The sequence below is a fragment of the Psychrobacillus lasiicapitis genome, assembly GCF_006861795.1.
Classification (GTDB): domain Bacteria; phylum Bacillota; class Bacilli; order Bacillales_A; family Planococcaceae; genus Psychrobacillus; species Psychrobacillus lasiicapitis.
On record NZ_VDGH01000003.1, the window covers coordinates 1 to 21,622 of the forward strand.

General features: G+C 33.5%; 21 protein-coding genes and 1 pseudogene. 1 reads left to right on the forward strand and 21 read right to left on the reverse strand.

What is annotated here, in order from left to right:
- The 18 genes and pseudogenes from FG382_RS05125 to FG382_RS05205 all read right to left on the reverse strand — a co-directional run.
- Positions 1 to 564, reverse strand: a 564-nt coding sequence (locus FG382_RS05125; protein ID WP_244950519.1) for a nucleotide sugar dehydrogenase, incomplete at its 3' end; no start/stop codon positions are given.
- A gap of 23 nt (positions 565 to 587) precedes the next feature.
- Entirely contained in the window at positions 588 to 1,832 is a 1,245-nt protein-coding gene (locus FG382_RS05130; protein WP_142537831.1) for an O-antigen ligase family protein, read from the reverse strand.
- A 10-nt stretch (positions 1,833 to 1,842) separates the two neighbouring features.
- Positions 1,843 to 3,024, reverse strand: coding sequence for a glycosyltransferase (locus FG382_RS05135; protein ID WP_142537832.1), 1,182 nt, complete (start codon positions 3,022 to 3,024; stop codon positions 1,843 to 1,845).
- A gap of 50 nt (positions 3,025 to 3,074) precedes the next feature.
- Complete coding sequence (locus FG382_RS05140; RefSeq protein ID WP_142537833.1) at positions 3,075 to 3,623, reverse strand: acyltransferase; 549 nt, start codon at positions 3,621 to 3,623, stop codon at positions 3,075 to 3,077.
- A 29-nt stretch (positions 3,624 to 3,652) separates the two neighbouring features.
- Entirely contained in the window at positions 3,653 to 4,906 is a 1,254-nt protein-coding gene (locus FG382_RS05145; RefSeq protein ID WP_170206455.1) for a lipopolysaccharide biosynthesis protein, read from the reverse strand.
- 176 nt (positions 4,907 to 5,082) lie between these two features.
- Positions 5,083 to 6,195 carry a glycosyltransferase family 4 protein gene (locus tag FG382_RS05150; protein WP_142537835.1) on the reverse strand — a complete coding sequence of 371 codons (1,113 nt, stop codon included), beginning with the start codon at positions 6,193 to 6,195 and terminating at the stop codon, positions 5,083 to 5,085.
- Positions 6,196 to 6,308: 113 nt separating this feature from the next.
- Positions 6,309 to 7,562 carry a glycosyltransferase family 4 protein gene (locus tag FG382_RS05155; protein ID WP_142537836.1) on the reverse strand — a complete coding sequence of 418 codons (1,254 nt, stop codon included), beginning with the start codon at positions 7,560 to 7,562 and terminating at the stop codon, positions 6,309 to 6,311.
- 9 nt (positions 7,563 to 7,571) lie between these two features.
- Complete coding sequence (locus tag FG382_RS05160; protein WP_142537837.1) at positions 7,572 to 8,570, reverse strand: ATP-grasp domain-containing protein; 999 nt, start codon at positions 8,568 to 8,570, stop codon at positions 7,572 to 7,574.
- Positions 8,560 to 9,507 carry a 1-aminocyclopropane-1-carboxylate deaminase/D-cysteine desulfhydrase gene (locus FG382_RS05165; protein WP_211356366.1) on the reverse strand — a complete coding sequence of 316 codons (948 nt, stop codon included), beginning with the start codon at positions 9,505 to 9,507 and terminating at the stop codon, positions 8,560 to 8,562. Before FG382_RS05165 ends, FG382_RS05160 begins: the two co-directional genes overlap by 11 nt.
- On the reverse strand, positions 9,494 to 10,030 hold the full coding sequence (locus tag FG382_RS05170; RefSeq protein ID WP_142537838.1) for a GNAT family N-acetyltransferase: 537 nt from the start codon (positions 10,028 to 10,030) through the stop codon (positions 9,494 to 9,496). The genes FG382_RS05165 and FG382_RS05170 overlap by 14 nt, the downstream gene beginning before the upstream one ends.
- Before the next feature lie 18 nt (positions 10,031 to 10,048).
- A complete protein-coding gene (locus FG382_RS05175) occupies positions 10,049 to 10,684 on the reverse strand; it encodes a sugar transferase (protein ID WP_142537839.1) in 636 nt (211 codons plus the stop codon).
- 3 nt (positions 10,685 to 10,687) lie between these two features.
- Complete coding sequence (locus FG382_RS05180; protein ID WP_142537840.1) at positions 10,688 to 11,800, reverse strand: DegT/DnrJ/EryC1/StrS family aminotransferase; 1,113 nt, start codon at positions 11,798 to 11,800, stop codon at positions 10,688 to 10,690.
- A 105-nt stretch (positions 11,801 to 11,905) separates the two neighbouring features.
- Positions 11,906 to 12,295: pseudogene (locus tag FG382_RS05185) on the reverse strand (sugar phosphate nucleotidyltransferase); the annotation flags it as partial.
- Between the two features lie 331 nt (positions 12,296 to 12,626).
- A complete protein-coding gene (locus tag FG382_RS22545) occupies positions 12,627 to 12,791 on the reverse strand; it encodes a hypothetical protein (protein WP_170206456.1) in 165 nt (54 codons plus the stop codon).
- A 59-nt stretch (positions 12,792 to 12,850) separates the two neighbouring features.
- Positions 12,851 to 14,686 carry a polysaccharide biosynthesis protein gene (locus tag FG382_RS05190; RefSeq protein ID WP_142537841.1) on the reverse strand — a complete coding sequence of 612 codons (1,836 nt, stop codon included), beginning with the start codon at positions 14,684 to 14,686 and terminating at the stop codon, positions 12,851 to 12,853.
- A gap of 220 nt (positions 14,687 to 14,906) precedes the next feature.
- Positions 14,907 to 15,674, reverse strand: a complete 768-nt coding sequence (locus tag FG382_RS05195; RefSeq protein WP_142537842.1) for a tyrosine-protein phosphatase — start codon at positions 15,672 to 15,674, stop codon at positions 14,907 to 14,909.
- Between the two features lie 177 nt (positions 15,675 to 15,851).
- On the reverse strand, positions 15,852 to 16,571 hold the full coding sequence (locus tag FG382_RS05200) for a CpsD/CapB family tyrosine-protein kinase (RefSeq protein WP_142537843.1): 720 nt from the start codon (positions 16,569 to 16,571) through the stop codon (positions 15,852 to 15,854).
- A gap of 4 nt (positions 16,572 to 16,575) precedes the next feature.
- The gene (locus tag FG382_RS05205) at positions 16,576 to 17,301 is read right to left on the reverse strand and encodes a YveK family protein (protein ID WP_142537844.1); all 726 of its coding nucleotides are present in this window, start codon (positions 17,299 to 17,301) and stop codon (positions 16,576 to 16,578) included.
- A gap of 158 nt (positions 17,302 to 17,459) precedes the next feature.
- On the opposite strand from FG382_RS05205, the gene FG382_RS05210 reads away from it, so the two are divergent.
- Complete coding sequence (locus FG382_RS05210; protein ID WP_142537845.1) at positions 17,460 to 18,275, forward strand: SGNH/GDSL hydrolase family protein; 816 nt, start codon at positions 17,460 to 17,462, stop codon at positions 18,273 to 18,275.
- Positions 18,276 to 18,327: 52 nt separating this feature from the next.
- On the opposite strand, the gene FG382_RS05215 is transcribed toward FG382_RS05210, so the two are convergent.
- From FG382_RS05215 to FG382_RS23185, 3 genes are all read right to left on the reverse strand, one after another.
- Entirely contained in the window at positions 18,328 to 19,050 is a 723-nt protein-coding gene (locus tag FG382_RS05215) for a flagellar basal body-associated FliL family protein (protein WP_142537846.1), read from the reverse strand.
- A gap of 136 nt (positions 19,051 to 19,186) precedes the next feature.
- Positions 19,187 to 20,416 carry a hypothetical protein gene (locus tag FG382_RS05220; protein WP_142537847.1) on the reverse strand — a complete coding sequence of 410 codons (1,230 nt, stop codon included), beginning with the start codon at positions 20,414 to 20,416 and terminating at the stop codon, positions 19,187 to 19,189.
- Positions 20,417 to 20,786: 370 nt separating this feature from the next.
- Positions 20,787 to 21,617, reverse strand: a complete 831-nt coding sequence (locus FG382_RS23185) for a SpaA isopeptide-forming pilin-related protein (RefSeq protein WP_308421233.1) — start codon at positions 21,615 to 21,617, stop codon at positions 20,787 to 20,789.
- Between the last annotated feature and the right edge of the window lie 5 nt (positions 21,618 to 21,622).

Genomic DNA, 21,622 nt, shown 5'->3' on the forward strand with positions numbered 1-21,622 from the left:
AAACACACCAAAAGTAGTTGGTGTGTTTTTCGTATTGAAGCTTTTATTACCTGGATCGATACGTTCTGGAGAGTAAGCGATGAAAATATCTTCTCCTACAGTAAATCCTTTATCTTCTAATGCTTTACGGATAATTTCTTCTGTTGTACCAGGGTAAGTTGTCGATTCCAATACAACTAATGTTCCTGGTTTTGCGTAGTTTGCAATTTCATTTACAGAGCTTTCTACATAAGAAGTATCTGGTTGTTGGTAAATATCAAGTGGTGTAGGAACGCAAATAGCGACCGCGTCCACTGAACTGATGGAACCGTAGTCAGAAGATGCTCTTAAATGACCAGAGCCTACCATATCTTTTAAGTCATGGTCTACTACGTCGCCGATATAGTTAATTCCTTTATTTACTTGCTCTACTTTTGACTCTTGTACATCAAAACCAATTACATTGTATCCAGCTTTTGCTTTTTCAACTGCAAGTGGTAAACCAACATATCCTAATCCAACCACTCCGATTACGGCTGTGTGGTTTTCAATTTTTGCTAATAATTCTTCATAGTGTGTAGACATTATTGTCTCTCCTTTAGATATATCTATTTATTTATCTGGATTTTTTTCACTGGCAAAAATACACTCAATGCTAACACTGCATAATAATACCTATTATCGTTTAAATCACCACTAAAAAGTGCATTTATAAAAAAGAAAATTAGAGATACAGTAATTGCTAAAGATATAGGATTACGTATTTTATTGGCAGTTCTAATAAAATAAAAAGCTCTTATGTGGATAATCAAAAACAGTATTAAACCAACAGTTCCTAATTCAACAAGAATCTCTATTATTATGTTATGGGGGTAGCCTCTTGAATCAATACCACTACTTATTAGAGACCAAGATCCAATTCCATGACCAAAGAAGAAGTTTTCTCTCCAAAGTTCAAATCCTAACTGATAGTAATACATCCTTAATCCTGCTGAAGCTCCCATATTATCCTGCTCAAAAACAACTATCAGCCTTCTAATTGTCGAAGGAATATTGTTAGTTGAAAAAATATATATTAAATAAATAATTGATATTAAGAATAATCCCAGCAATATATTCATTCTTTTGTTAACTATAATTGATTTCTTCTTAAAATGAAAAAGATAGTAGAATAGAGGAAGAAAAGAGAACAATAATGCTATAAAAGGGCCTCTGCCACCAACAGAAAACATTATGTAAACTGTTAAAACTAAAATAGTTAATAGTAAAAATTTCATGTTTTTTTTTATTTCACCAAATAGTAAATAAGTGATTAGGATACAACACATAAAACCTAAAATCCGCCCAACTCCTAAATAATTTCCTCCAAGAGTATTAATGAAAGAAACCGTTGGACTTTTGATCAAATTAAGAAAAGACTCAATTAACATCCAAATCCCAAAAATAGTTACACAAATAAAAAAGCGTTTTACCCTTTTTCCATCTGTAGCTATAATGTTGCTTACTGAGAAAAATATCCATAGAGAAAAACTTATAAAAATAATCGTTTTTTCGAAGGCAAAAATAGTACTGGGAGTCCATAAATTCGAAACCAAAATATATATAGAAAAAATTAAAAATAACACAAAATATCTTAAATTATTTCCCTTAAATTTAAATTCATTTTTCACTAATACATAAATACCTATTACTAAGCTAATAATCCAAAATAATAAAGTTATATCTACAGGAATCCAATCAAACCTATCATCGCCTTTAAATCTTCCAGCAAACAAAAAAATAGTAAAAATCATTTCAAATGAAAAAATAATACTATATATTTTTTTAATTATATAAATTAGTCTATCTAACATTTATTCATCCCTATTCCCGTGACAACTTACATTCTTTATATATTATTTCTATCTCTTTTAAAGCTCTTTCATCCCATGAACTAAAGGTAGTTTTAGCTTTCTTTTTTGCATTCTTTTTTACAAGATTAATATCTATTTCTTTTTTTATTATTTTTTCTAGTATTTCAGAAGCCTCATCTTCATTATCTATTAAAAATCCATTTACTTCGTTTGTAATCACTTCATTTAGACTTCCATCATTCCAAGCAATTGTAACTCCTCCATTAATTAATGACTCTATAACTACGTTACCTAAATTGGATAACTCGTAAAAAGATAATACTGCTAATGATTCTTTGTAATGTGTGTATAATTCGGATTGATTTATTGATGATTTAATCACAACGCTCTCAATTAAATTGTTTTCCTTTGCTATTTCAATTAATTTATCTCTATAATTCAAATCACTGATATGACCTAAAAAAATTAACTTTATGTTTGTATATCCCTTAATATGAAGTTTTTTTAATACTTCTAAAGCTAAATGTTGTCTTTTCCAAGGCGTGATTCTTGCAGGATAAATTAAATACTCACTCTGTAAATTGGAATCCGCATTATTAGAATAAGACTGCTTTACACCATTTAACCAAAAATAGAATTTATCATTTGATTTTTTTGCTATTTTTTTATAAACAATATCTCCTTTTGTTCCATCATTAGTCATAATTAGGAATGACTTATTTATTCTATAAGATAAAAACTCTAAAGGATGTTTAAGAAATATTTTATAATTGGGATCATTTATTTTCTTATGAAGAAAAGTGCCATACATTCTTTGACCATTTGGTATACCTAATGACTGAGCAACTAACACTCCTAAAACCCCAAAAGATCCATGTGAATATATAAAATCATACTGTTTTTCTTTTATTCTTTTTTTAATTTCATAATATGTCCTAATAAAAGTTAACAATTTATTTGAAGACAAATCCCATTTTAATAACTTTATTTTACTATTCTTTAACCAAGAAGCTTTAATATTCAAATCCTGTTTGTACGAATCAGTACCAATTAATAAATCTACCTGATTCCCTCCTTCAATTAATTTCTTTAAAGGATTAATAAAAGCAGGCATCCCCCCTGCTTCCTCTTTACCATCAATCAAAATATCCTTTAAACCACTCCACATAGGCGTAACATATAATATATTCATTAGTCCTACCTTTCTTGAAAAAAGTTAACTTACTTTCAAATGAAATTAGTTTACAATCTCTTAATTACTTTAGCTGGCACTCCACCAATTATGCAATTACCTTCAATAAAACTTTTGGTGACAACAGCTCCAGCAGCGACAGTGGTCTTATCACCTAGTTCTACCCCTGGTAAAATCACTGCATTCATTCCTACCCAACATTTTTCTCCTAATATTACGTTTTTTCCAGGCAAATGTTGTTTCAAATTAGTAGGATCGTGATTTGAAGTTATTAATCCTACATTAGGAGCAATGTATGTACCCTTACCTATTATAATTTTGCCATTATAATTTTGGAAATATATACCAAATGATTGGAAATTATTTATGTCATCTGGATGAAAGATTAAATTTTCATTCTTTGCAATAACAATTCTTGGGCTCACTGGAAAAGGAATATGACTATTAAACCTAAAAATTTTTTGCCAAATAAAATTTTTTAATACGAAATTCCATCCTGTATCTTTACCTTCAAACCATTTTCCTGTTAAATATTTTTTGTCGTAAAACACTTTACCTATGAATTTTGCAAGAATTATACCTAGAGACTTGAAAGTCATTTTTACACCTTCTCATAAAATTTTTATCCCTACCCCTTAGATATTATATAATATCGATATAATAGCAATAAATATAAAATTGATAGAATTATAGATTGAAAACCAAAATATTCAAAAATACTTAAAGAGACTACTTTCGCAACAATTAATATTAAAACTGATACCAAAAATAATATTATATTAACTAATAAAAATTCTTTTTCCTTACGGTGTATGTTCAAGGTAGTGCTTAATGTCGAACTTATAAATCTGATGAGAAATAATGGTAGCAGTAGTTTACTAATTGGCTCTAACATTTCCCAATCTTTTCCGAATATAAGCACAATAAAATTATCTATGATCAAGTAAAGAACACCAAACAAAGGAATAGAAAGTATTATTAGCTTTTTTAAAGTGCTAGTAAATGATAAAATATTATTTCCTTTTTGATTTTTCTCTGCTGAAGCGCTTTGAAAATAAACTTGGCTTATAGAGGATGCTATAAGCGTAGTTGGTGTACCTAAAATTCTATTTACTAAAGAATAAAAGCCAAGGAGTTGATTATTAAACACCATTGGTAATAAAAGGTTGTTGACATTTTGTGCACTAGCATTAATAAAAGAACCTGCAGCTGAGAATTTTGGTAAACTTATATACTCTTTGGCTACTGTTTTAACTGATTTCAAACTTTTATCATCTGACTCTTTCCAATCAACGAAGTATTTCAAAAACATTCTAGAATTGGCAAAAATACTTGATATAACTTGCCCTAAAATTAATCCTAAACTTCCTAGACTCAAATAGCCAAATGTTATTTGAGTTGTACTTAAAACACTAGCTCTAAACATATTTGTTGTCGACAAATCTTTATATAGCTTTTTCCTTATAAAATAATACTTTAGAGAGTTATAAAAACCTGTAAAAAAAACGATAGTTGGAATTGAGTATAAATAAACATAACTAAAATCTTTACCTAAAATAGATTTTATAGTATTCTCAAAAAAAACAATGGTTATCAACGATATACTACTTATTAGTATTGCAATCCCCATTGACAAAGCAACGAGATTGATAGCATCTTCGTCTTTTTTAGGCAATACAATTGCTATTTCATATCTTGCAGTAGCTATAGTACTTATTATTGATGTAACCGCTAAAATAATTGCAAATGTGCCGAAATCTTCAGGTGTGTAAATCCTTGTTAGAAGAGGAGAAATTGCAATAGGTATGACTTGCGCTATCGTTGTCCCTGTCAGCAAAGTTAAAACGTTTTTATTAAAATCACTTTTTAATATTTTTTTCATCATCATCTTCATCTTCTTACACATCTAATTTTTAAAATGGTGAAATTCCCCTTTTGATTATTAGTTTTTTTTATTTTAAATTTATTACTTTAAAGCATTTCCATTTATAAACCACTCCCTCTATAGGAGAAGTAATTCTTTATAGAAAAGTAAAATATAAAATACTAAAAATAAATCTAATGATCTTTAATTTGATAGTATAACTGGATATATTCTTGTGATATTTTTTGCCAATTAAATTTACCTACATTATTAACACACCTCTTGGAGATTACCTCATAATCGCCAATAAGTTGTTGTATTCTATTAGATATTTCTTCTGCTGAGTTATTAGAAACAGAATAACCAACTTCTCCTTCAGTAAACTGCCTGTCAAATCCTTGACCTCTAGAATAAACAATTGGCAATCCTTGACTCATTGCTTCAGCATAAACTAGACCGAATGTTTCTTTAATTGATGGCATCACAAAAATATCATTATTCAAATATATCTTCCTAAGCTCTTTCATGGATTTTGGGGATATATACTTAACATACTGTATATTTCTAATCTGTTTATAAATATCCTGATCTCTAATTTCACCAACCACTGTAAACTCAATTCTATAGCCTTTTTTTATTAGGATTTCTATAGCTTTTATAGTTGTTGTTACATTCTTATTCCTATTAATATCCCCTATAAAAAGTAGATTTAATTTTTCTTTGCTCAATAGTTGTTTGGAATTACCAATATTTTTAAACCAAAAATTATCAATTCCATTAGGAATAATAGAAACTTTTGCTAGTAAATCATCTCTCAGATTTTTTGGTATGTATTCAGTGAAAACATAATCTTTATACGATTCTGATAAAAAAATAATTCTATTAGCTTCTTTTAGTATTTTTATACCCATTTTTCTTAGGTGAGGCATCTTAGCAAAAAATAAATTTACATCCGTATTTCTTACAGCTACTATGTATGGAATACCGTAACTTTCCTTAATCTTCATCGCTATGTAACCATTTGAAAATAACGAATGAGCATGAATAGTACCATAATTATTTATTTGATATTTTTTTACAATATCCTTATAAATTTTATAATGTTTTATATGAAAAATGTATCTATCAAATTTATTATGATTTCTACTGACTGTAGTGTAGCTACCAAAATCAAAATTCAATTCTTTATTCGCATAGGAAACTGGAACGAAAACATCAATGTCTTGTCCTTCTTCGATTTGTTTGTCATATAGATTTTTATAGAATTTACTACCATTGTAATAAGAATTAATATGCAAAATTTTCACGATTATCTCCTATACTTTTTATTTGCTTTTATATTAAATACCCGTTTTACTTAGAAATTATTTAGAATGACCTAAATTAATGAATTAATAATTTAATCTAAGTGCATCTTCCTTCAATCTTCATTTTCAATAATCTTTATAAGTTTATCGGTTAAACCAGTGAAATCAAATTCAATAGCTGCTTCTCGAGCATTTTTTCCCATTAAACTATTAATCTGCTTGTCACTACACCCCAAAAGAATAGCTTTAGCAATCTCTTCTGCATTTTGCATAGTAGCACTTATACCACAATTAAACTTTTCACAGATACTATAACCTGTTGAATACGTTTGAACAATACATTTCCCTGCTGCTAAATACTCAAAAAACTTATTCTGACTTTGCCCGTATTTATCAAGTGAAGTACTTGAATTGTGAAGTAAGTTTATATAGGATTTTTTCAATATTGACGGTATATACTTTTTATCTACACGCCCCTTAAATATTACATTATCTATATTTTCATCTTCGCAACGCATTTTTAACATTTCACTTTCATCCCCAGAACCATATATCAAAAATCGAATATCATCTCTCCCTTGACTTTGAATTATTTTTGCAGCGTCTAATAACATACCAAGATTATTCACTCTTCTGATAGAACCAGCATATACTACGTTTTTAAAATCTTTATTATCTAAATCTGAGTCAACTATATTATACTCATCACTGTTACTATCGAATGTATTAAGTACTACCCCGTTACTTATATGCTTGACCTTTGTTAAATCAATTTTATCTTCCCACTTCTGATCAAGAATATATTCTTTTCCACCTTCCCATGTCATGATGATAGAGTCTGCTTTCTTATAAATCCATTTTTCACCTTGATATAATAATTTCGCAATAATGCTATTTCTTTCTAAAGTACCGTACGCTACAATACTTTCAGGCCATAAATCTCTCACTTCACAAATGCAAGGGACCCCAAACTTCTTGGCTATTTTTAATCCTGCTATCAGTGTAAGTGGATGAACACTTGAAGCAAGAATTACATCAGGTTTTCCATGTTTTCTAGCATATTCTTTCGCAACGGGAAAAAGGTTTTTATAGAAAGCTAACATGTTTTTAATTCTATCTGTTCCATTACTTGAATAAGATGATGTTTTTACAAATACAAATGGTATTTCATCAGACTTTTCACTTGTGTATTTGCCATTACTTATGTTTATTACATCCTCGCTATTATGCCTCAGATTTGCACAAAAAATAGTTGGTTTATAACCCTTTTTTATAAGATTTTCTGCAAACCAATAATGACGACCACCTTTATTAAAAAAACTATTTGTAGCATAATGGTTCATAATCCAAACTTTTTTTGAGTACATAATTAGTTACTACAACTCCCCTCCTACTTTTTTCATCTCTTTACGAATCTTTATCTCATTGTACTTCATCATATATATATCCTCATCATATTGACCAATCATGTTTGTATTCACTTTTCCATCTATATTATTAATTATCATACTGGGTACATTCACACCACTCTCATATGCATGTGGATAGCCTCCACCAAAACGAGGGTTTACTTCAGAAATGAAATATTCACCATTAACATTAAAAATATCAATATCAATAATCCCTTTAAATCCAGTCTCTTTTACGAACTTCTTAATTAATTCAAAGAGCCGCTCGTCCTTAATCGAAACCGACTTGTCAGTTTCACCAGCCCTCATCTTAATCTTCTCTTTTATAAATATCGCAACCGGTTCACTAGAAATCATATCAATATAAACATCCGCACCATACTCTGTTCCATCCATAAACTCTTGTATCATTAGGTTATCAAATCTACTAAATAATAATTCAATTTCCTCTTTTGAGGTAACTTTACTAATATTTATACTCGCACTGCCTTTTATAGGTTTCACAAAGACAGGGTAATTAATAACTCCTATTTTTACATCGCTGTAAAATTTCTCTTTTTCTATATAACTTTTAACAGTTTGTATTTCACTGCGTATTAGGAATTCGTACATCTTATATTTATCAAAACACAATTCTATAGTCTCGTAACCTGAGACAATAGGTATCGTACCAATATCTAAAAAAGATTGTTTATGTTGGGCTAGAAGACTAAGTTCTGGATCTATCAATGATAAAACAGCTTTAATATTATTCTCTTTACAAATTGAAAGAATAACATCTATGTAACCTTCATCATCCATTCGGGGAACTATATAATGTTTATCTGCTTCATAAAGCGCTGGTGCTAAATTACTACAGTCTGTAGCAATAACTGAACCCTTGTCTAATAACTCTCTCTTAAAATATTGCACTATTTTATTTCTTGTTCCACAACTTAAGATCAGTATGTTCACATCATCTTTCATTTGTTAGTTCCTCCAAATTATCAAAAAACAATGGTGTTCCACCAGTATGGATAAAAAGAATCTTCTTATCAAGAATATGATTCTTCTTAATATACTCTTTCATACCCCAAAAAGCTTTTCCTGTATATGTAGCATCCATTGGTATACCATCATTTATTAGAACTTCCTTAATAGTTTTTAATACTTGATTGTTAAAGGAACCATAGCCATCAAGAATATAATCGTCTACGAATGCTATGGCTTCAAGGCCGATTGGTTCTTTATCTTTATTCAGCAAATAACTATTTACACTATCGAGAACTACTTGACCTCCATTAGGATGTTTTCTTGCGTTGCTGATTCCAACTATATCCCTTTCATCACCATGCAATATTTTTCCACATATTAGTCCTGCTTGTGTAGTTCCTGTTCCAGTCGTATGAAAAATGTAATCAAAATGTAGGCCAGATAAACCTTCATAATCCAGAATTTCTTCATATGCATTAACATAAGCCTCCGTACCGATATCACCATGGCCTCCCCCTTGAATAAAATAGGGTTTATATCCTGTTGCTCTTAATTCTTCCATTTTTCTAGCAATCGTGGTGCTAACTTCGGCGACAGGACACTGAGTAACTAACGCACCGAACAATTCAATCAACTTCTTATTAGAGGTTCCGAAACTAGATTCACTTGGTGAAATGATATGGCATGGAATCTCCTTTGCTGCTGCAATATTGGCGATAATTCTACAATGGTTGGAACTGCTACTACCGTAAGTAACTACACAATCAGAATTTTCTCGCATTAAATCTTCGAAAAAAAGAACTGCTTTTCTTGCTTTATTTCCTCCAAATGAAATAGGAAGCAGATCGTCTCGTTTTATATAAAATAAGTTGTTATTAAGATTTTCACTTAACTTTTGAATTGGTGTCGTTTGAAAATTAAATAGATCCAATTTCTAATCCACCTACATTATGAATATAGTTTTCCATACATAAGTTATATTTATATCTATCTATATGTTTGCCATTGTAAAATAGATCATTATTTATTAATTCATCTTTTACAAAGCCATTTTTCTCAAAAAGTTTTTGAGCTCGAATATTATCTACTTCTGTATAAAGATATATGTTAATAAGACCAAGTTCTTCATAAACAGTTTTAATTAGAAGGTCTGTTGCTACGCTAGCTATCCCCTTACCTTTAAATTTGTCTCCACCAAGACAAATGTAATATTCAGCTTCCATACCTTTTAATTTAATATTCAGTAATCCAATTAATCCAGCAGGTTCTCCACCATACGTAATGGTGTAATCAACCCTATCATCTCTAGCTTCAAGAGATTTGAACCATTGAAGGGTCTTATCTTCTCTAAGTGGTAAATCATAATGCAGGTATTTATTATTTCTTTCATCATTTATCCATTTTACCTTGTATGGTATGTCCTCTTCTTGAAATTTCCGAATAGCTATTTTCATACTATAACCCCTCGCAATTTATTTTATGCTAGATGATTTTTTTGAATTTTTTATATTGTAATGAGTATAAATACTTTCTCGTTTGAAAATTTTTAGAATTGTCATAAAAAGAATCTTAACGTCTAACCAAATGTTAAATCTTTCAATATACTCAACATCAATTGGAATTCTCTCATCCCATGATACAGAGTTTCTAACGGTAACCTGTGTCAATCCAGTCATACCTGGTTTCATTTCGAATCGTTTTCGTTGGAAATCATTATAATCCTCATGTTTATATGGGTGATGTGGCACTGGAGGTCTTGGTCCAACTAAACTCATCTCTCCAATTAACACATTTAAAAGTTGGGGAAGTTCGTCTAAGCTAGTGGCACGAAGCAATTTACCAACTTTTGTAATTCGATTATCCTTTTCCGTCTTAACAAACAAACCTGATCCCAGATTTTCAGCATTAACAACCATTGTTCTAAATTTGAAAATTTTAAAGACCATACCATTCTTTCCAAGTCGTTCTTGTTTAAAAAACACTGGACCTTTTGAAGTCAACTTAATAGACATTGCTATAAGAATAAGAATTGGAGAAATAATAATCACACCTATTAAACTTCCAAAAAAATCTACGATACGTTTAATAAATAAATTTAAAATTCTCATTGATTATCTCCACAACCCCTTAATAATCTCACAAACTCTCTCCAAATCCCCATCAGTCATCTTCGTATCACTTGGCAAACAAACACCATTCTCAAACAACTTCTCTGACACGTCTGTCCCAACAAAATCATACTTTTCAAAGAAAGGCTGCATATGCATCGGCTTCCAAACAGGTCTTGACTCAATGTTCTCTTTTTTAAGTACATCCATAACATCTACTGGTCTAACTTTGCCATGTAAAGTCATTGAGCTTAACCAATAATTAGGCTCATTCCACCCATTACTTGGCATGAACTCAACTCCATCAAGCCCGCTAAGTTCTCTTTTATAAAACTCAAAAATGTAATTTTTCTTTGCAACTCTATCGTCCAATACTTTAAGCTGCCCTCTACCAATCCCAGCAACAACATTACTCATACGATAATTAAACCCTAATTCACTATGTTGATAATGTCTTGCTTGATCTCTAGACTGGGTAGCCCAAAATCTAGCTTTAGCGATTCTTTCTTCATTATCAGAAACCAACATCCCACCACCGGAGGTGGTAATAATCTTATTCCCATTAAAAGAAAAAACACCATAATCCCCAAAAGTCCCTGTATGTTTACCTTTGTAATAAGTTCCTAGCGATTCAGCAGCATCTTCAATTAGAGCAACATTATGCCGTCTACAGATTTCCATAATCTTATCCATATCAGCAGACAATCCATAAAGATGAACAACTATTACTGCTTTCACCTCAGGATACTTTTCGAAGGCTTCTTCCAACTCCTTTGGACACATATTCCAAGTTTTATAATCACTATCTATAAAAACAGGTACAGCATTTTGATAAATAATAGGATTTGCTGTAGCGGAGAACGTTAAGGTTGGACAAAAAACGATATCCCCTTCTCCTACTCCCGCCGCCTTAAGTGCAAGATGAATTGCTCCAGTTCCAGAACTCAATGCAGCTCCAGCTTTAGAACCAACCTTTGAAGCTAATTCATTTTCAAATTCATTCACGTTTGCTCCAAGTGGTGCAATCCAGTTTGTATCAAAAGCTTCTTTTACATATTGCATTTCATAACCTTCATCACTCATATGTGGTGATGAAAGGAATATTCTACCTTGCATTTTTCAAGACTTCCTTCCTAATTTAAATAGCTTATTTTTGTAGTCGATAAGTATATGTATTTATTTCTTAATACTTAAAAACACAAAGCCCAATCAACTAGTCACACCTAGTAATACCGCAAATGGTTCAACACTGATAAAATTGAGTACGCACCATACGGCATGTCCTAACCCTCTAGGTTATTTTTGTCGTATGTAATGAATTTCAACTTTAGAGGATTGATTTACTTTCTTCAATAAATCGAACTTCCCCTTTCCCATTAAGTTTTCTTCAAGCTCTAAATTCCGATCAAAATGGTCTTCTATCGCACGTTTGCCTTTACCCGTATCAATAATAATATCTTCTATACCAGATGCGATTACTTCCTCAACAATATATTCAATAGATGGTCTATCAAGAATTGGTAACATCTCTTTCGATATAGCTTTTGTAGCAGGAAGGAAACGCGTTCCCAATCCAGCAGCTGGAATAATGACTTTTCTTACTTTTTTCATTCGCCACCACCTTAATCCATTTGACTTACCAGTTGTAGAATCATATAGGCAGAGAATGCTTGAATTACTTGGGAAGAATATTGAAATAACAAAATAAATAATTGCAATATCATTGATGGTGTTTAGAGTTTTATCACTCAAATAATTCAACTGATCTTTGTTTTGACTATCGTATGGAATTTCACAATCTTCCTCTGCTTCGTAAAAATGTAATAATGTTTCAAATAAGAAACGTTTACCGTCCTGAATATATCGTCCAATTGAATGAAGATCTGTTGAATAGGAAACTGCTGCTGGGAATATCCCATCACGCCATTTCCCTTTACCTTTTCTAAATAATTGTTTCCACCACTAACCAACCAAAAAACTTACTTCCTACTGAACTTCTATTATGCATTTCTTCATGAATAGTTTTAACAGACTCATTTAGTAGAAGTAACTCTTCCTGTTGTATATAAGCCTCTAAATAGTGTGTTTGTAATGTTAATGTGCTCATCCCTATTCTCCGATCTAGAAATTTGAATTTTCAGTATCGAATCTATATGCAATCACCTGTTACACACTCACTACCTTTTGCTCTATTTCCACATTCTTCTGATTAGCTACTCCTACTAACGTATCTTTTAATACATCTATCGAAAGTGTAGGAATCTTTTCTAGTAGGTAATCTAATTGATTGCTAGTAATCGGTGTCGCTTTCCCGATATAAATCTTCGGAAATATAACTTCACTCTGTCTTTCATTTTCATTCATCAATTCTTCATATAGTTTTTCTCCAGGCCTAATTCCTGTTTCTTTCACTTCAATTTCACCTTTTGAATAACCAGATAATCGAATTAGATTATTAGCTAAATCTACAATTTTCACTGGTTCTCCCATATCGAGGACGAAGACTTCTCCACCACTTGCAAGCGTACCAGCTTGAATTACTAGTCTGGAAGCTTCTGGAATCGTCATAAAGTATCTTGTCATTCGCTCATCTGTTATTGTCACTGGTCCACCAGCCATTATTTGTTTCTTAAATAATGGTACAACACTACCTCTGGATCCTAAAACGTTACCGAATCGTACCGCTGCAAACTTCGTCTTACTTTCTTTCGCAAGATTCTGAACTATCATTTCCGCAAAACGCTTAGTAGCACCCATAACGTTCGGTGGATTTACCGCTTTGTCCGTGGAGATCATGACAAAATATCCTACTCCGAACATGTCCGCAGCCTCTGCAACGTTTTTTGTGCCGAATATGTTATTTTTCACTGCTTCCATTGGATTGTATTCCATTAATGGCACGTGTTTGTGGGCAGCTGCATGATAAATTACATCTGGTTTGTATTCCGAAACGATATCGAAGATGCGATTGCGATCTTGGATATCGGCGATTATTGGAATTATTTCTGTATTTGCTGAAACTTTATTTCGTAATTCCATGTCTATAGTATAGATAGAATTCTCGCCGTGACCGAGTAGGATGAGTTGTTTTGGATCGAATCTTGCTACTTGACGACAAATCTCAGAACCTATTGAGCCGCCCGCTCCAGTTATGAGAATTTTTTTGTTTGTCAGTTTCGTAGAGATTGACTCTAAATCTAGTTCTACTTCGTCTCGGCCGAGTAAATCTTCTATTTTCACATCTCTTATTTCATTAATAGAAACTTTACCAGTTAGTAAATCTTCTATAAGTGGCATGATTTGTGTATGAATACCGGTATCTAGACATTTTTGCATAAGCATGGAACTCGTTGGTTTATCGAGTGATGGGATAGCTATAATAATATGTTGGATATCTAAGTCTTTCACTGCATCTGCAATGATGTCTGTTCCACCTAATACACGGATATTAAAGATTTCTAATCCTTTTTTCGTGGAATCGTCGTCTAAAAAAGCGATTGGTTCTAATTCAGCTTCGCTATTACGTAATAATTGCCTTGCGATCATCGTCCCCGCGGAACCTGCTCCTATTATAAGGGTTCGTTTCTTTTTACTAGTGAATTTTTCACCTGATATATAAGTGTCTCGAATGATTCTCCAGGAAAGCCTAGAGCCCCCGATTAATAGGATATGAAGCATCCATGTAATGGATAATGCACGATACAGGATGTCCCCTTTTACGATAAATTGAATAATTGCTACAGCTACGATTGAAAATGTTACTGCTTTAAAAATCGATACTAACTCTCTTACTGATGCGTATTCCCATACCTTTCGATAGAGTCCATAAAACATCGCAAAACCGTGATGCGCTAAAAAAATTGCAAGTGAACTTACCAATAGAAAAGTGTCAGTAAAAGGGTTGTTTATCGGATGCAATAAAAAATAGCCAATATAAATTGAAAACAACACGATGCAAGAATCCACCACTACTAACATCGACATTCTTTTTCTCAACGACATCCAGCACCCACCATTCTTTATACATTTTTGTATATTCATTTCCATAAATGATTATAGCACTTTTGTATCATACTTACTTGACTTTCTTTCCTGCAATTATTGCTTCTTACAATTAAATGGATGAAAAGAACTATTATTTATATATCTTTTATCTATGACCATGATTCAATTTTATCATCCGGCCATTAATTATCAGATAAATCTATTAATTAACACTAAATCATGCAAATATTTTCCACCACTTAGACTTTTGTAGTTCTTTTGGCTCCAATATAATTACTTCAATATTTTCTACTATTCTTGCATTATTCTCTAGAAAAATATCAACTGCATCTAGCCTTTTATGCTTTTCCAAGTAACGTAATCCAGCGTCAAAAAGAAACGGGCGTGTTTTTGCGTTATGAACATCAGAGCCGTATGTATGGACTAAGTTAGCATCCACCAATTCAAGCGATTGCTTTTGAATATTTCTACCGAAATGACCAGCGAGACTCCCTGCCGTAATTTGAGCTAGTGCCCCGTGATTGATCAGTTTTAGTAATCTACTTGGTTTTTCTGCAATTGCTCGATTTCTTTCTGGGTGTGCAATAATTGGTACTTTGTCTAAATTTAAAATCCCTTGAATTATTTGAATAGTGTAAGCAGGTATTCCCCCAGTCGGCAACTCGATTAATACATACTTGGAATCTGCCAGTGTCAGGAGCTCTCCATTAGTTAATCTCTCAATAGTAGATTGTCCTATCCTTATTTCTTGGCCAGGATGAATATTCATCGATAGATTGTTTTTTCTCATCTCTGCATTTAGCAGTTCAATTTTTTCAAGTACTTCTATTTTGGAGACATCGTAATGCGGATTGTCTGCATGCGATGTCGTAATAATATCTGTGATGCCCTCCTTTACCGCTTGTTCTATTAACTCCATCGATTCTGTTAACGTTTGTGGTCCGTCATCTACTCCTGGAAGAATATGCGCATGTATGTCAATCATCTTTCATTACCCCTTTTTTCTATTTACTGCTTGTTCTATTAACTTAACGAGATAGACAACGTTTGTGGCTTGTTATCCACGCCAGGGAAAATATGCGCATGCATAACACTCACTTTTCATTACCCGTTTTTCCTATAAGTTAAACGAAAAAAAGAATGATTAGGTAAAATTACCTACTCATTCAGCGTTTCCATAATACTGATAGTAATAATGGTCCTTCTGTAATTGGAAGTTGTTCAGGACTACTCCAATAATGTTCGCTTGAGAGGAGACAAGTGCTTCTTTTGCTTTTAGCACATTATCTTTTTCCGTTTCTCCCGCACTCATTATTAAGATGGAGCCTTCACACTTGTTGGCGAGTATTTGAGCATCTGCCACTGATAAAATAGGCGGAGCATCAAAAATAATAATGTCATAGATTCCCTTCATCTCTTCCATTACTTTATCCATTGTTTGAGAGCTTAAAAGCTCCGCAGGATTTGGCGGAATAGGACCGCATGTAATAATATCCAAGTTTTCTATTTCACTTTGTTTCACTACTTCCTCTACAGTAGCTTGTCGAGTTAATAGATTGGATGTACCAGTTGTGTTTGTTAGATGAAACGTATAGTGCACGGTAGGTTTCCGCATATCTGCGTCGACTAACAATACTTTTTTCCCTTCTTGTGCAAAGACAACCGCTGTGTTGGCTGCGACGGTCGATTTCCCTTCTCCCGGAGCTGAAGAGGTAATTAGAAAGGTTTTCAATTCTTTGTCTGGCATAGAAAAGTTAATATTTGTACGAAGCGTACGGAATTGTTCCGACACAATGGATCTAGTATTAACACTCGTAATAAGCTTTCGCGCTACAGTTTGAAGAGCACGTTTTTTTGTTTTTTTCGCTTTTGCTCTAGCCATTTAACTACCTCTTTCTTCTCTGTGGCATTTGTACCATTGTTTGTTGAATCTCTTTATCTGAAATCGTGCTGATTAATCCGAGTATCGGTAAGTTTAAGATTTCTTCGATATCCTGTTCTGTTTTCATCGTAGTATCTAAATATTCTAATAGAAATGCAATTCCTACTCCTAGCATCAATCCAATAACAGCTGCAATCGCCATATTGAGCATTGGATCCGGTTTTACAGGTGATGGATTTTCTCCAAGCAACGCAGGTGTTAGTATACTAACATTGTCTACCTTCATTAACTTTTTAATTTCTTCTTGGAATACAGTAGCTGTTGTATTGGCAATATCCACCGCTACATTTGGATTGGCATCTTGCACGGTAATATTCACTACTTGTGAGTTTTGTTCATTTTTGACTGTAATTTGATTGGTTAAAGCAGATGGCGTGGTGTTAAGATCTAGCTGTTCAATTACTTTACTTAAAATTGCGGGACTCTTGATGATTACATTGTATGTATTTATTAGTTGTAAGTTCGTTTGTATGTCTTGGGAGTTTAATGTACTAATATCTACTTTTTCTTGATTGACTAAAATTTGTGTAGAGGACTGATAAATGGGTGTCAGATAAAGAAAGCTAACAACTCCACTGACCGTTATTGCGATAATAGTTGTCAGTATGATTAATAGTAATCTTTTTTTCAGTGTTTTAAATAAATCCTGGAGGCTAATTGTCTCTTCCATTAACTGATAACTCCTTTAATTTCGATTCTTCTATTTTCGATATAGTATAGCATATGTCGGCATTTTACGCCTTTATCTTTAATATTCTATCATAGAGAAGTATAATATAACCACAACAAGTGAAAGATTACCTATATAGGAGGAAAGGAGGGATTCAAGTGAAATACGGGCGTATGATAGCAATAGTTATTTCCGCTATTTGTATTATTTTGCTTATTTCTAGTTATCTTACGTGGAAATCGAGAATCGATTATGTTAAAGGCGATATAAAAACAATCCATTCTACCCAGACAGAACTTACCGAAAAAAAGGATGTAATACTACCTAAAAAAGAGGAATCTATTGTTTTAAGTAGAACTTTTGTCGAAGATTCTATAAAAAATGCAGATGAAAAAGTACAAGAATTACTGTTGAATCGATTAGATGCAGGAGTAAAAGTTCAGCTACTTATCGTAGGTTCTAGCTCAATGGAAGAAGGAGCACCAGGCTACGCTACTATACTTACAAATGCCTTAACGGATACATATGGGGATTTTGTCGAAACGACTGTTTTGCCGTTCAATGGTACGTCCAAACAATTTATCGAAGGTATGGCAGAAATTGCTTGGGAGAAAGGGTTTGATCTTGTCCTGATGGAACCATTCACGCTCAATAATAATGGAGTCGTAGTCATTGAAGATGAACATAGGCATATTCAAGCTTTTGAGCAGAAAGTGTTAGAGGAAGTGCCAGATGCAGTTGTGATCCTTCAGCCATCTCATCCTATTTTTCAAGCTAATTTTTACTTAGTGCAGATTGACTCACTAGAGAAGTTTGCTACACGTAGAGGATATCCATATATTAATCATTGGAGTGCTTGGCCAGCTACTAATGATCCTGCATTGAAAGATTTGCTTACAGAAGATAATAGTCCCAATAGTGAAGGTGCGAAAGCTTGGGCTTTATCTTTAATTCATTATTTTACCGGTAAATAAAATCCCCTCCCTACGTTTTTCAAACTGTAGGGAGGGGATTTTTGGTTTGGCATTAATTGCCCATTGCTTTTTTTAGAATTCCATCACGTCGCGCTTTTTTAGTCGCTTCGTATTCATCTTTGAAGCTTTGTGCGTAGGATTTATCATAGCCATTTGCAGCTAAATCTTTTTCTACAGCACCTAGTACTGCATTGAATACTGTATCCGTGCTCGCTTCCAGATTACCTGCTGCCGCCATGTATTTATTGTAAAAATAGCCGAAATCTACTTTTTCTCCACTTGCTTTTTTGCCGTTGTATTCGGTTACTGCTCGTCCAATGAGTGCATTAATCTTAGTATCTGCCTGTGCTTCTAATCCTTCGAATGCCGGTCTGTATTTATCCTTTATCGATGCAACTGTTGGCTTTTCGGTAGAGGTTGTTGTTGTACCGCTTGAGTTGTTTCCTGTAGTTGTTGAATCCGTGCTAGTCCCTGCCGTCTTTCCGCCTAGCTTCTCTTCGTTGGTTGATGGACTTGTCGTATTATTATTTGCATTAGTATTAGTATTGGTATTGTTTTCAGATTCTCCTGACTCTCCTATAACAACTTTCCCTTGTTCATCGATGACCAGTGAGGTTCCATCCGGGAGTTCCACTTTATATGGATCTGCGACAATCTCACTTACTTCTTCATCTGCTATGTCATACTCTTTAAATTTGAACATATAAAGCAAGTAGCCTCCTCCACCGAGTATGATGACTAAAGCCGCGATTAAAAAGATTTTCAGTTTCTTCATAGGATTCTCCTTTGTCTACCGTGATTCTATCAATAGTTTAGCATGAAGAATAAGAGAAGAGTAGATTAAAGTCAGATAATGCAGAAAATCCCTTCACAAGTTGTCGATGTGAAGGGATTTTTGTATAGATTTTTGTTTACTCAAACGTTATTTTAAAGTTAACGTCTAACGGAGAACCATTGTCTACAGTAATTTTAAGCGTTACTGTTTGGCCTTTTAAGTCTTTTAGAGTAGTAACTCCTGTTGGGAATGCATTTGTAATATAAGTTACAGCTTCTAGAGATGTAGGATTATGACCATTTACTTTAGTTACACCTAATTGTTTCGTAAATGTTTGGTAGAATCCTTTCCCTAAAAAGTCTGCTACTGCAAGGTCTTCTTTCACCACTTTAACCGTAAGAGAATTTGAACCAGTTGTAGAAGCTGTCGCTATATCAGATTGCTCTGCATTAAGTAATTTTACCAAACTAGCAACTTTCGTATTTAATACTTGTTGTTGGGATGGTTGAGAAGGTGTATCATCTCCGCCACCGCCTGTTGCTGGTGGATCAATTGGAGTAACTACTGGTGGTGTCACAGGTGGAGTTACTGGTGTAGTATCGCCCACAGCTGCTTTCACTTTAGCTACTTCCGCTAACAATGCAGCAACAAATTTGTTTGTTGAAGCATTTGGAAGACGGTGTAATAGTGCTTCGATTTCTGCAAACTCTGTTTTAGCTTCCGCTTTTTTGCCTGCTTTCAATAAATCGTTGATTTCAGTAATTTTCATCGTGATTGTTACAGGCACCATTAATTCATTACGTTTTGCATCTGCTGGTTTTTTGTACTCTTCCAGTAGTAGTTCACGAGCTGCTTTACCAGAGAAACGGTATAGAATCGCTGTTCTGCCTTTTAGTTGGTACGATAATTTGTGGTAACCTTTTTCGACAGCTGCAAAGTCATTTCTTTCTTGTGCTGCTGCGATTTCATCCATGATTGGCACTAAGTATTTTGTTGCATAGTTGTATGCATCAATATATGGTACTAATCCACCTGAAATTTTCTCGCTGTAAAGCGCATCAATCTCTTTCAATTTTGCATTCTTTTGCGCAGAAGAGAGTTTAGAAGATACTACTGCACTTCTAGTAAGTTGATAGTTTTTCTTTGCACTGTTTAATGCTGGGTATAGTTTGCTGCTTGGAGCAAGTTTCCCATCTAGTGACGGATACACATAATGCTTCGTCGCATTGTTCAATTCTACTTTCACCTTATTCACCGATTGATCCACGGATGAATTCGTCGCCCCTAGTGCAGCGGATGAAAATGATAATACCGATGTTGTTAATAATACTGCTGCTGTCGTTTGCTTAATAAGACGTTTACTCATGTTTCTCCTCCTCATTTTTAGTAATAGATTGCCTTCAAATTGACAATATATTTTAACAATTTCAATATTACTATTTAACTGGAAACTATTCAACTTATTTAATGGATTGGTTTTCCAGTAACAGCTAGTGGTCGACAAAATTCTGAATTTTATTAAACTGTTGGGTTCCCTGTGTAAGACACAATTCAGTACTATTCATAATATTCAGTTTATAGTGTTGTCGACTTTTCAGCTCCCTGTGTGGCACACAACTTAAAATTATTCTGAATATTAAGATATAAAATGAAAAAATAATATTCATTCCTTTTTAGACTACAAAAAAAAGAGAACTATTAGTGTTATCATAAACTACTAATAGTCCTTTTTTTAGTTATGCTTTAGATGTTTTTCTTCTTTTAAATGCTATCCAAAGACCAAAAAGGATGGATGCAATACCCGCAAATAGAGTGCCTATCGGATATGCTTCCCCAGTTTGTGGAAGATAGTTTCCTCTATTGGTTTCGATTAATGTACTGGAGTCTTTTGGATCTTTTACTTTTTCGGGATTATCCGGTTGTCCGTTATTATTCGGGTTCCCTGGTTTTCCTGGTGTTCCAGTGTTACTTGGAACACCTGGTTCTTCTGGATTGCTCGGATCGGCTGGGTTACTTGGTTCGCCTGGCTTACCTGGTTCGCCTGGTTTACCTGGTTCTCCTGGTTCGCCTGGTTCGCCTGGTTCGCCTGGTTCTCCTGGTTTACCTGGTTCTCCCGGTTTGCCTGGTTCACTTGGTTTACCTGGTTCGCCTGGTTTACCCGGTTCTCCCGGTTTACCTGGTTCTCCTGGCTTACCTGGTTCACCCGGTTTGCCTGGTTCTCCTGGCTTACCTGGTTCTTCCGGTTTACCTGGCTTACCTGGTTCTTCCGGTTCACCTGGATCTGTCGGTGGTACATATGGGTTATACTTGTTTGTTTTTGAAAGCTGCACTGTAACCGTTTGCCCTTTAACTATTTCAAAAGGCACTGGTGTTGTATCGAGAATATAATTAGTTGGTGCTTTTGTTTCGATGAAGTAATAATGTCCTGGTTTTAGATTGTTTACGACAATTTTACCTTCATTACTTGTAATTAATCCTTCTTGCAATGTATTTCCTGCTGCATCTTGAAGTTTAAAGATGGCTCCACTAAGCTTCAGGTTTCCATTATGTCTTGCTAGCTTTGTCAGTTCAA

Excerpts from the sequence above, each read along its gene's own strand:
- FG382_RS05155 (WP_142537836.1), bottom strand. The coding sequence starts at position 7,562 with ATGTACTCAAAAAAAGTTTGGATTATGAACCATTATGCTACAAATAGT.
- FG382_RS05145 (WP_170206455.1), bottom strand. The coding sequence starts at position 4,906 with ATGAAAAAAATATTAAAAAGTGATTTTAATAAAAACGTTTTAACTTTG.
- FG382_RS05170 (WP_142537838.1), bottom strand. The coding sequence starts at position 10,030 with ATGAAAATAGCTATTCGGAAATTTCAAGAAGAGGACATACCATACAAG.
- FG382_RS05180 (WP_142537840.1), bottom strand. The coding sequence starts at position 11,800 with ATGCAAGGTAGAATATTCCTTTCATCACCACATATGAGTGATGAAGGT.
- FG382_RS05215 (WP_142537846.1), bottom strand. The coding sequence starts at position 19,050 with ATGAAGAAACTGAAAATCTTTTTAATCGCGGCTTTAGTCATCATACTC.
- FG382_RS05190 (WP_142537841.1), bottom strand. The coding sequence starts at position 14,686 with ATGTCGTTGAGAAAAAGAATGTCGATGTTAGTAGTGGTGGATTCTTGC.
- FG382_RS05220 (WP_142537847.1), bottom strand. The coding sequence starts at position 20,416 with ATGAGTAAACGTCTTATTAAGCAAACGACAGCAGCAGTATTATTAACA.
- FG382_RS22545 (WP_170206456.1), bottom strand. The coding sequence starts at position 12,791 with ATGAGCACATTAACATTACAAACACACTATTTAGAGGCTTATATACAA.
- FG382_RS05130 (WP_142537831.1), bottom strand. The coding sequence starts at position 1,832 with ATGTTAGATAGACTAATTTATATAATTAAAAAAATATATAGTATTATT.
- FG382_RS05175 (WP_142537839.1), bottom strand. The coding sequence starts at position 10,684 with ATGAGAATTTTAAATTTATTTATTAAACGTATCGTAGATTTTTTTGGA.
- FG382_RS05195 (WP_142537842.1), bottom strand. The coding sequence starts at position 15,674 with ATGATTGACATACATGCGCATATTCTTCCAGGAGTAGATGACGGACCA.
- FG382_RS05140 (WP_142537833.1), bottom strand. The coding sequence starts at position 3,623 with ATGACTTTCAAGTCTCTAGGTATAATTCTTGCAAAATTCATAGGTAAA.
- FG382_RS05160 (WP_142537837.1), bottom strand. The coding sequence starts at position 8,570 with ATGAAAGATGATGTGAACATACTGATCTTAAGTTGTGGAACAAGAAAT.
- FG382_RS05205 (WP_142537844.1), bottom strand. The coding sequence starts at position 17,301 with ATGGAAGAGACAATTAGCCTCCAGGATTTATTTAAAACACTGAAAAAA.
- FG382_RS05135 (WP_142537832.1), bottom strand. The coding sequence starts at position 3,024 with ATGAATATATTATATGTTACGCCTATGTGGAGTGGTTTAAAGGATATT.
- FG382_RS05200 (WP_142537843.1), bottom strand. The coding sequence starts at position 16,571 with ATGGCTAGAGCAAAAGCGAAAAAAACAAAAAAACGTGCTCTTCAAACT.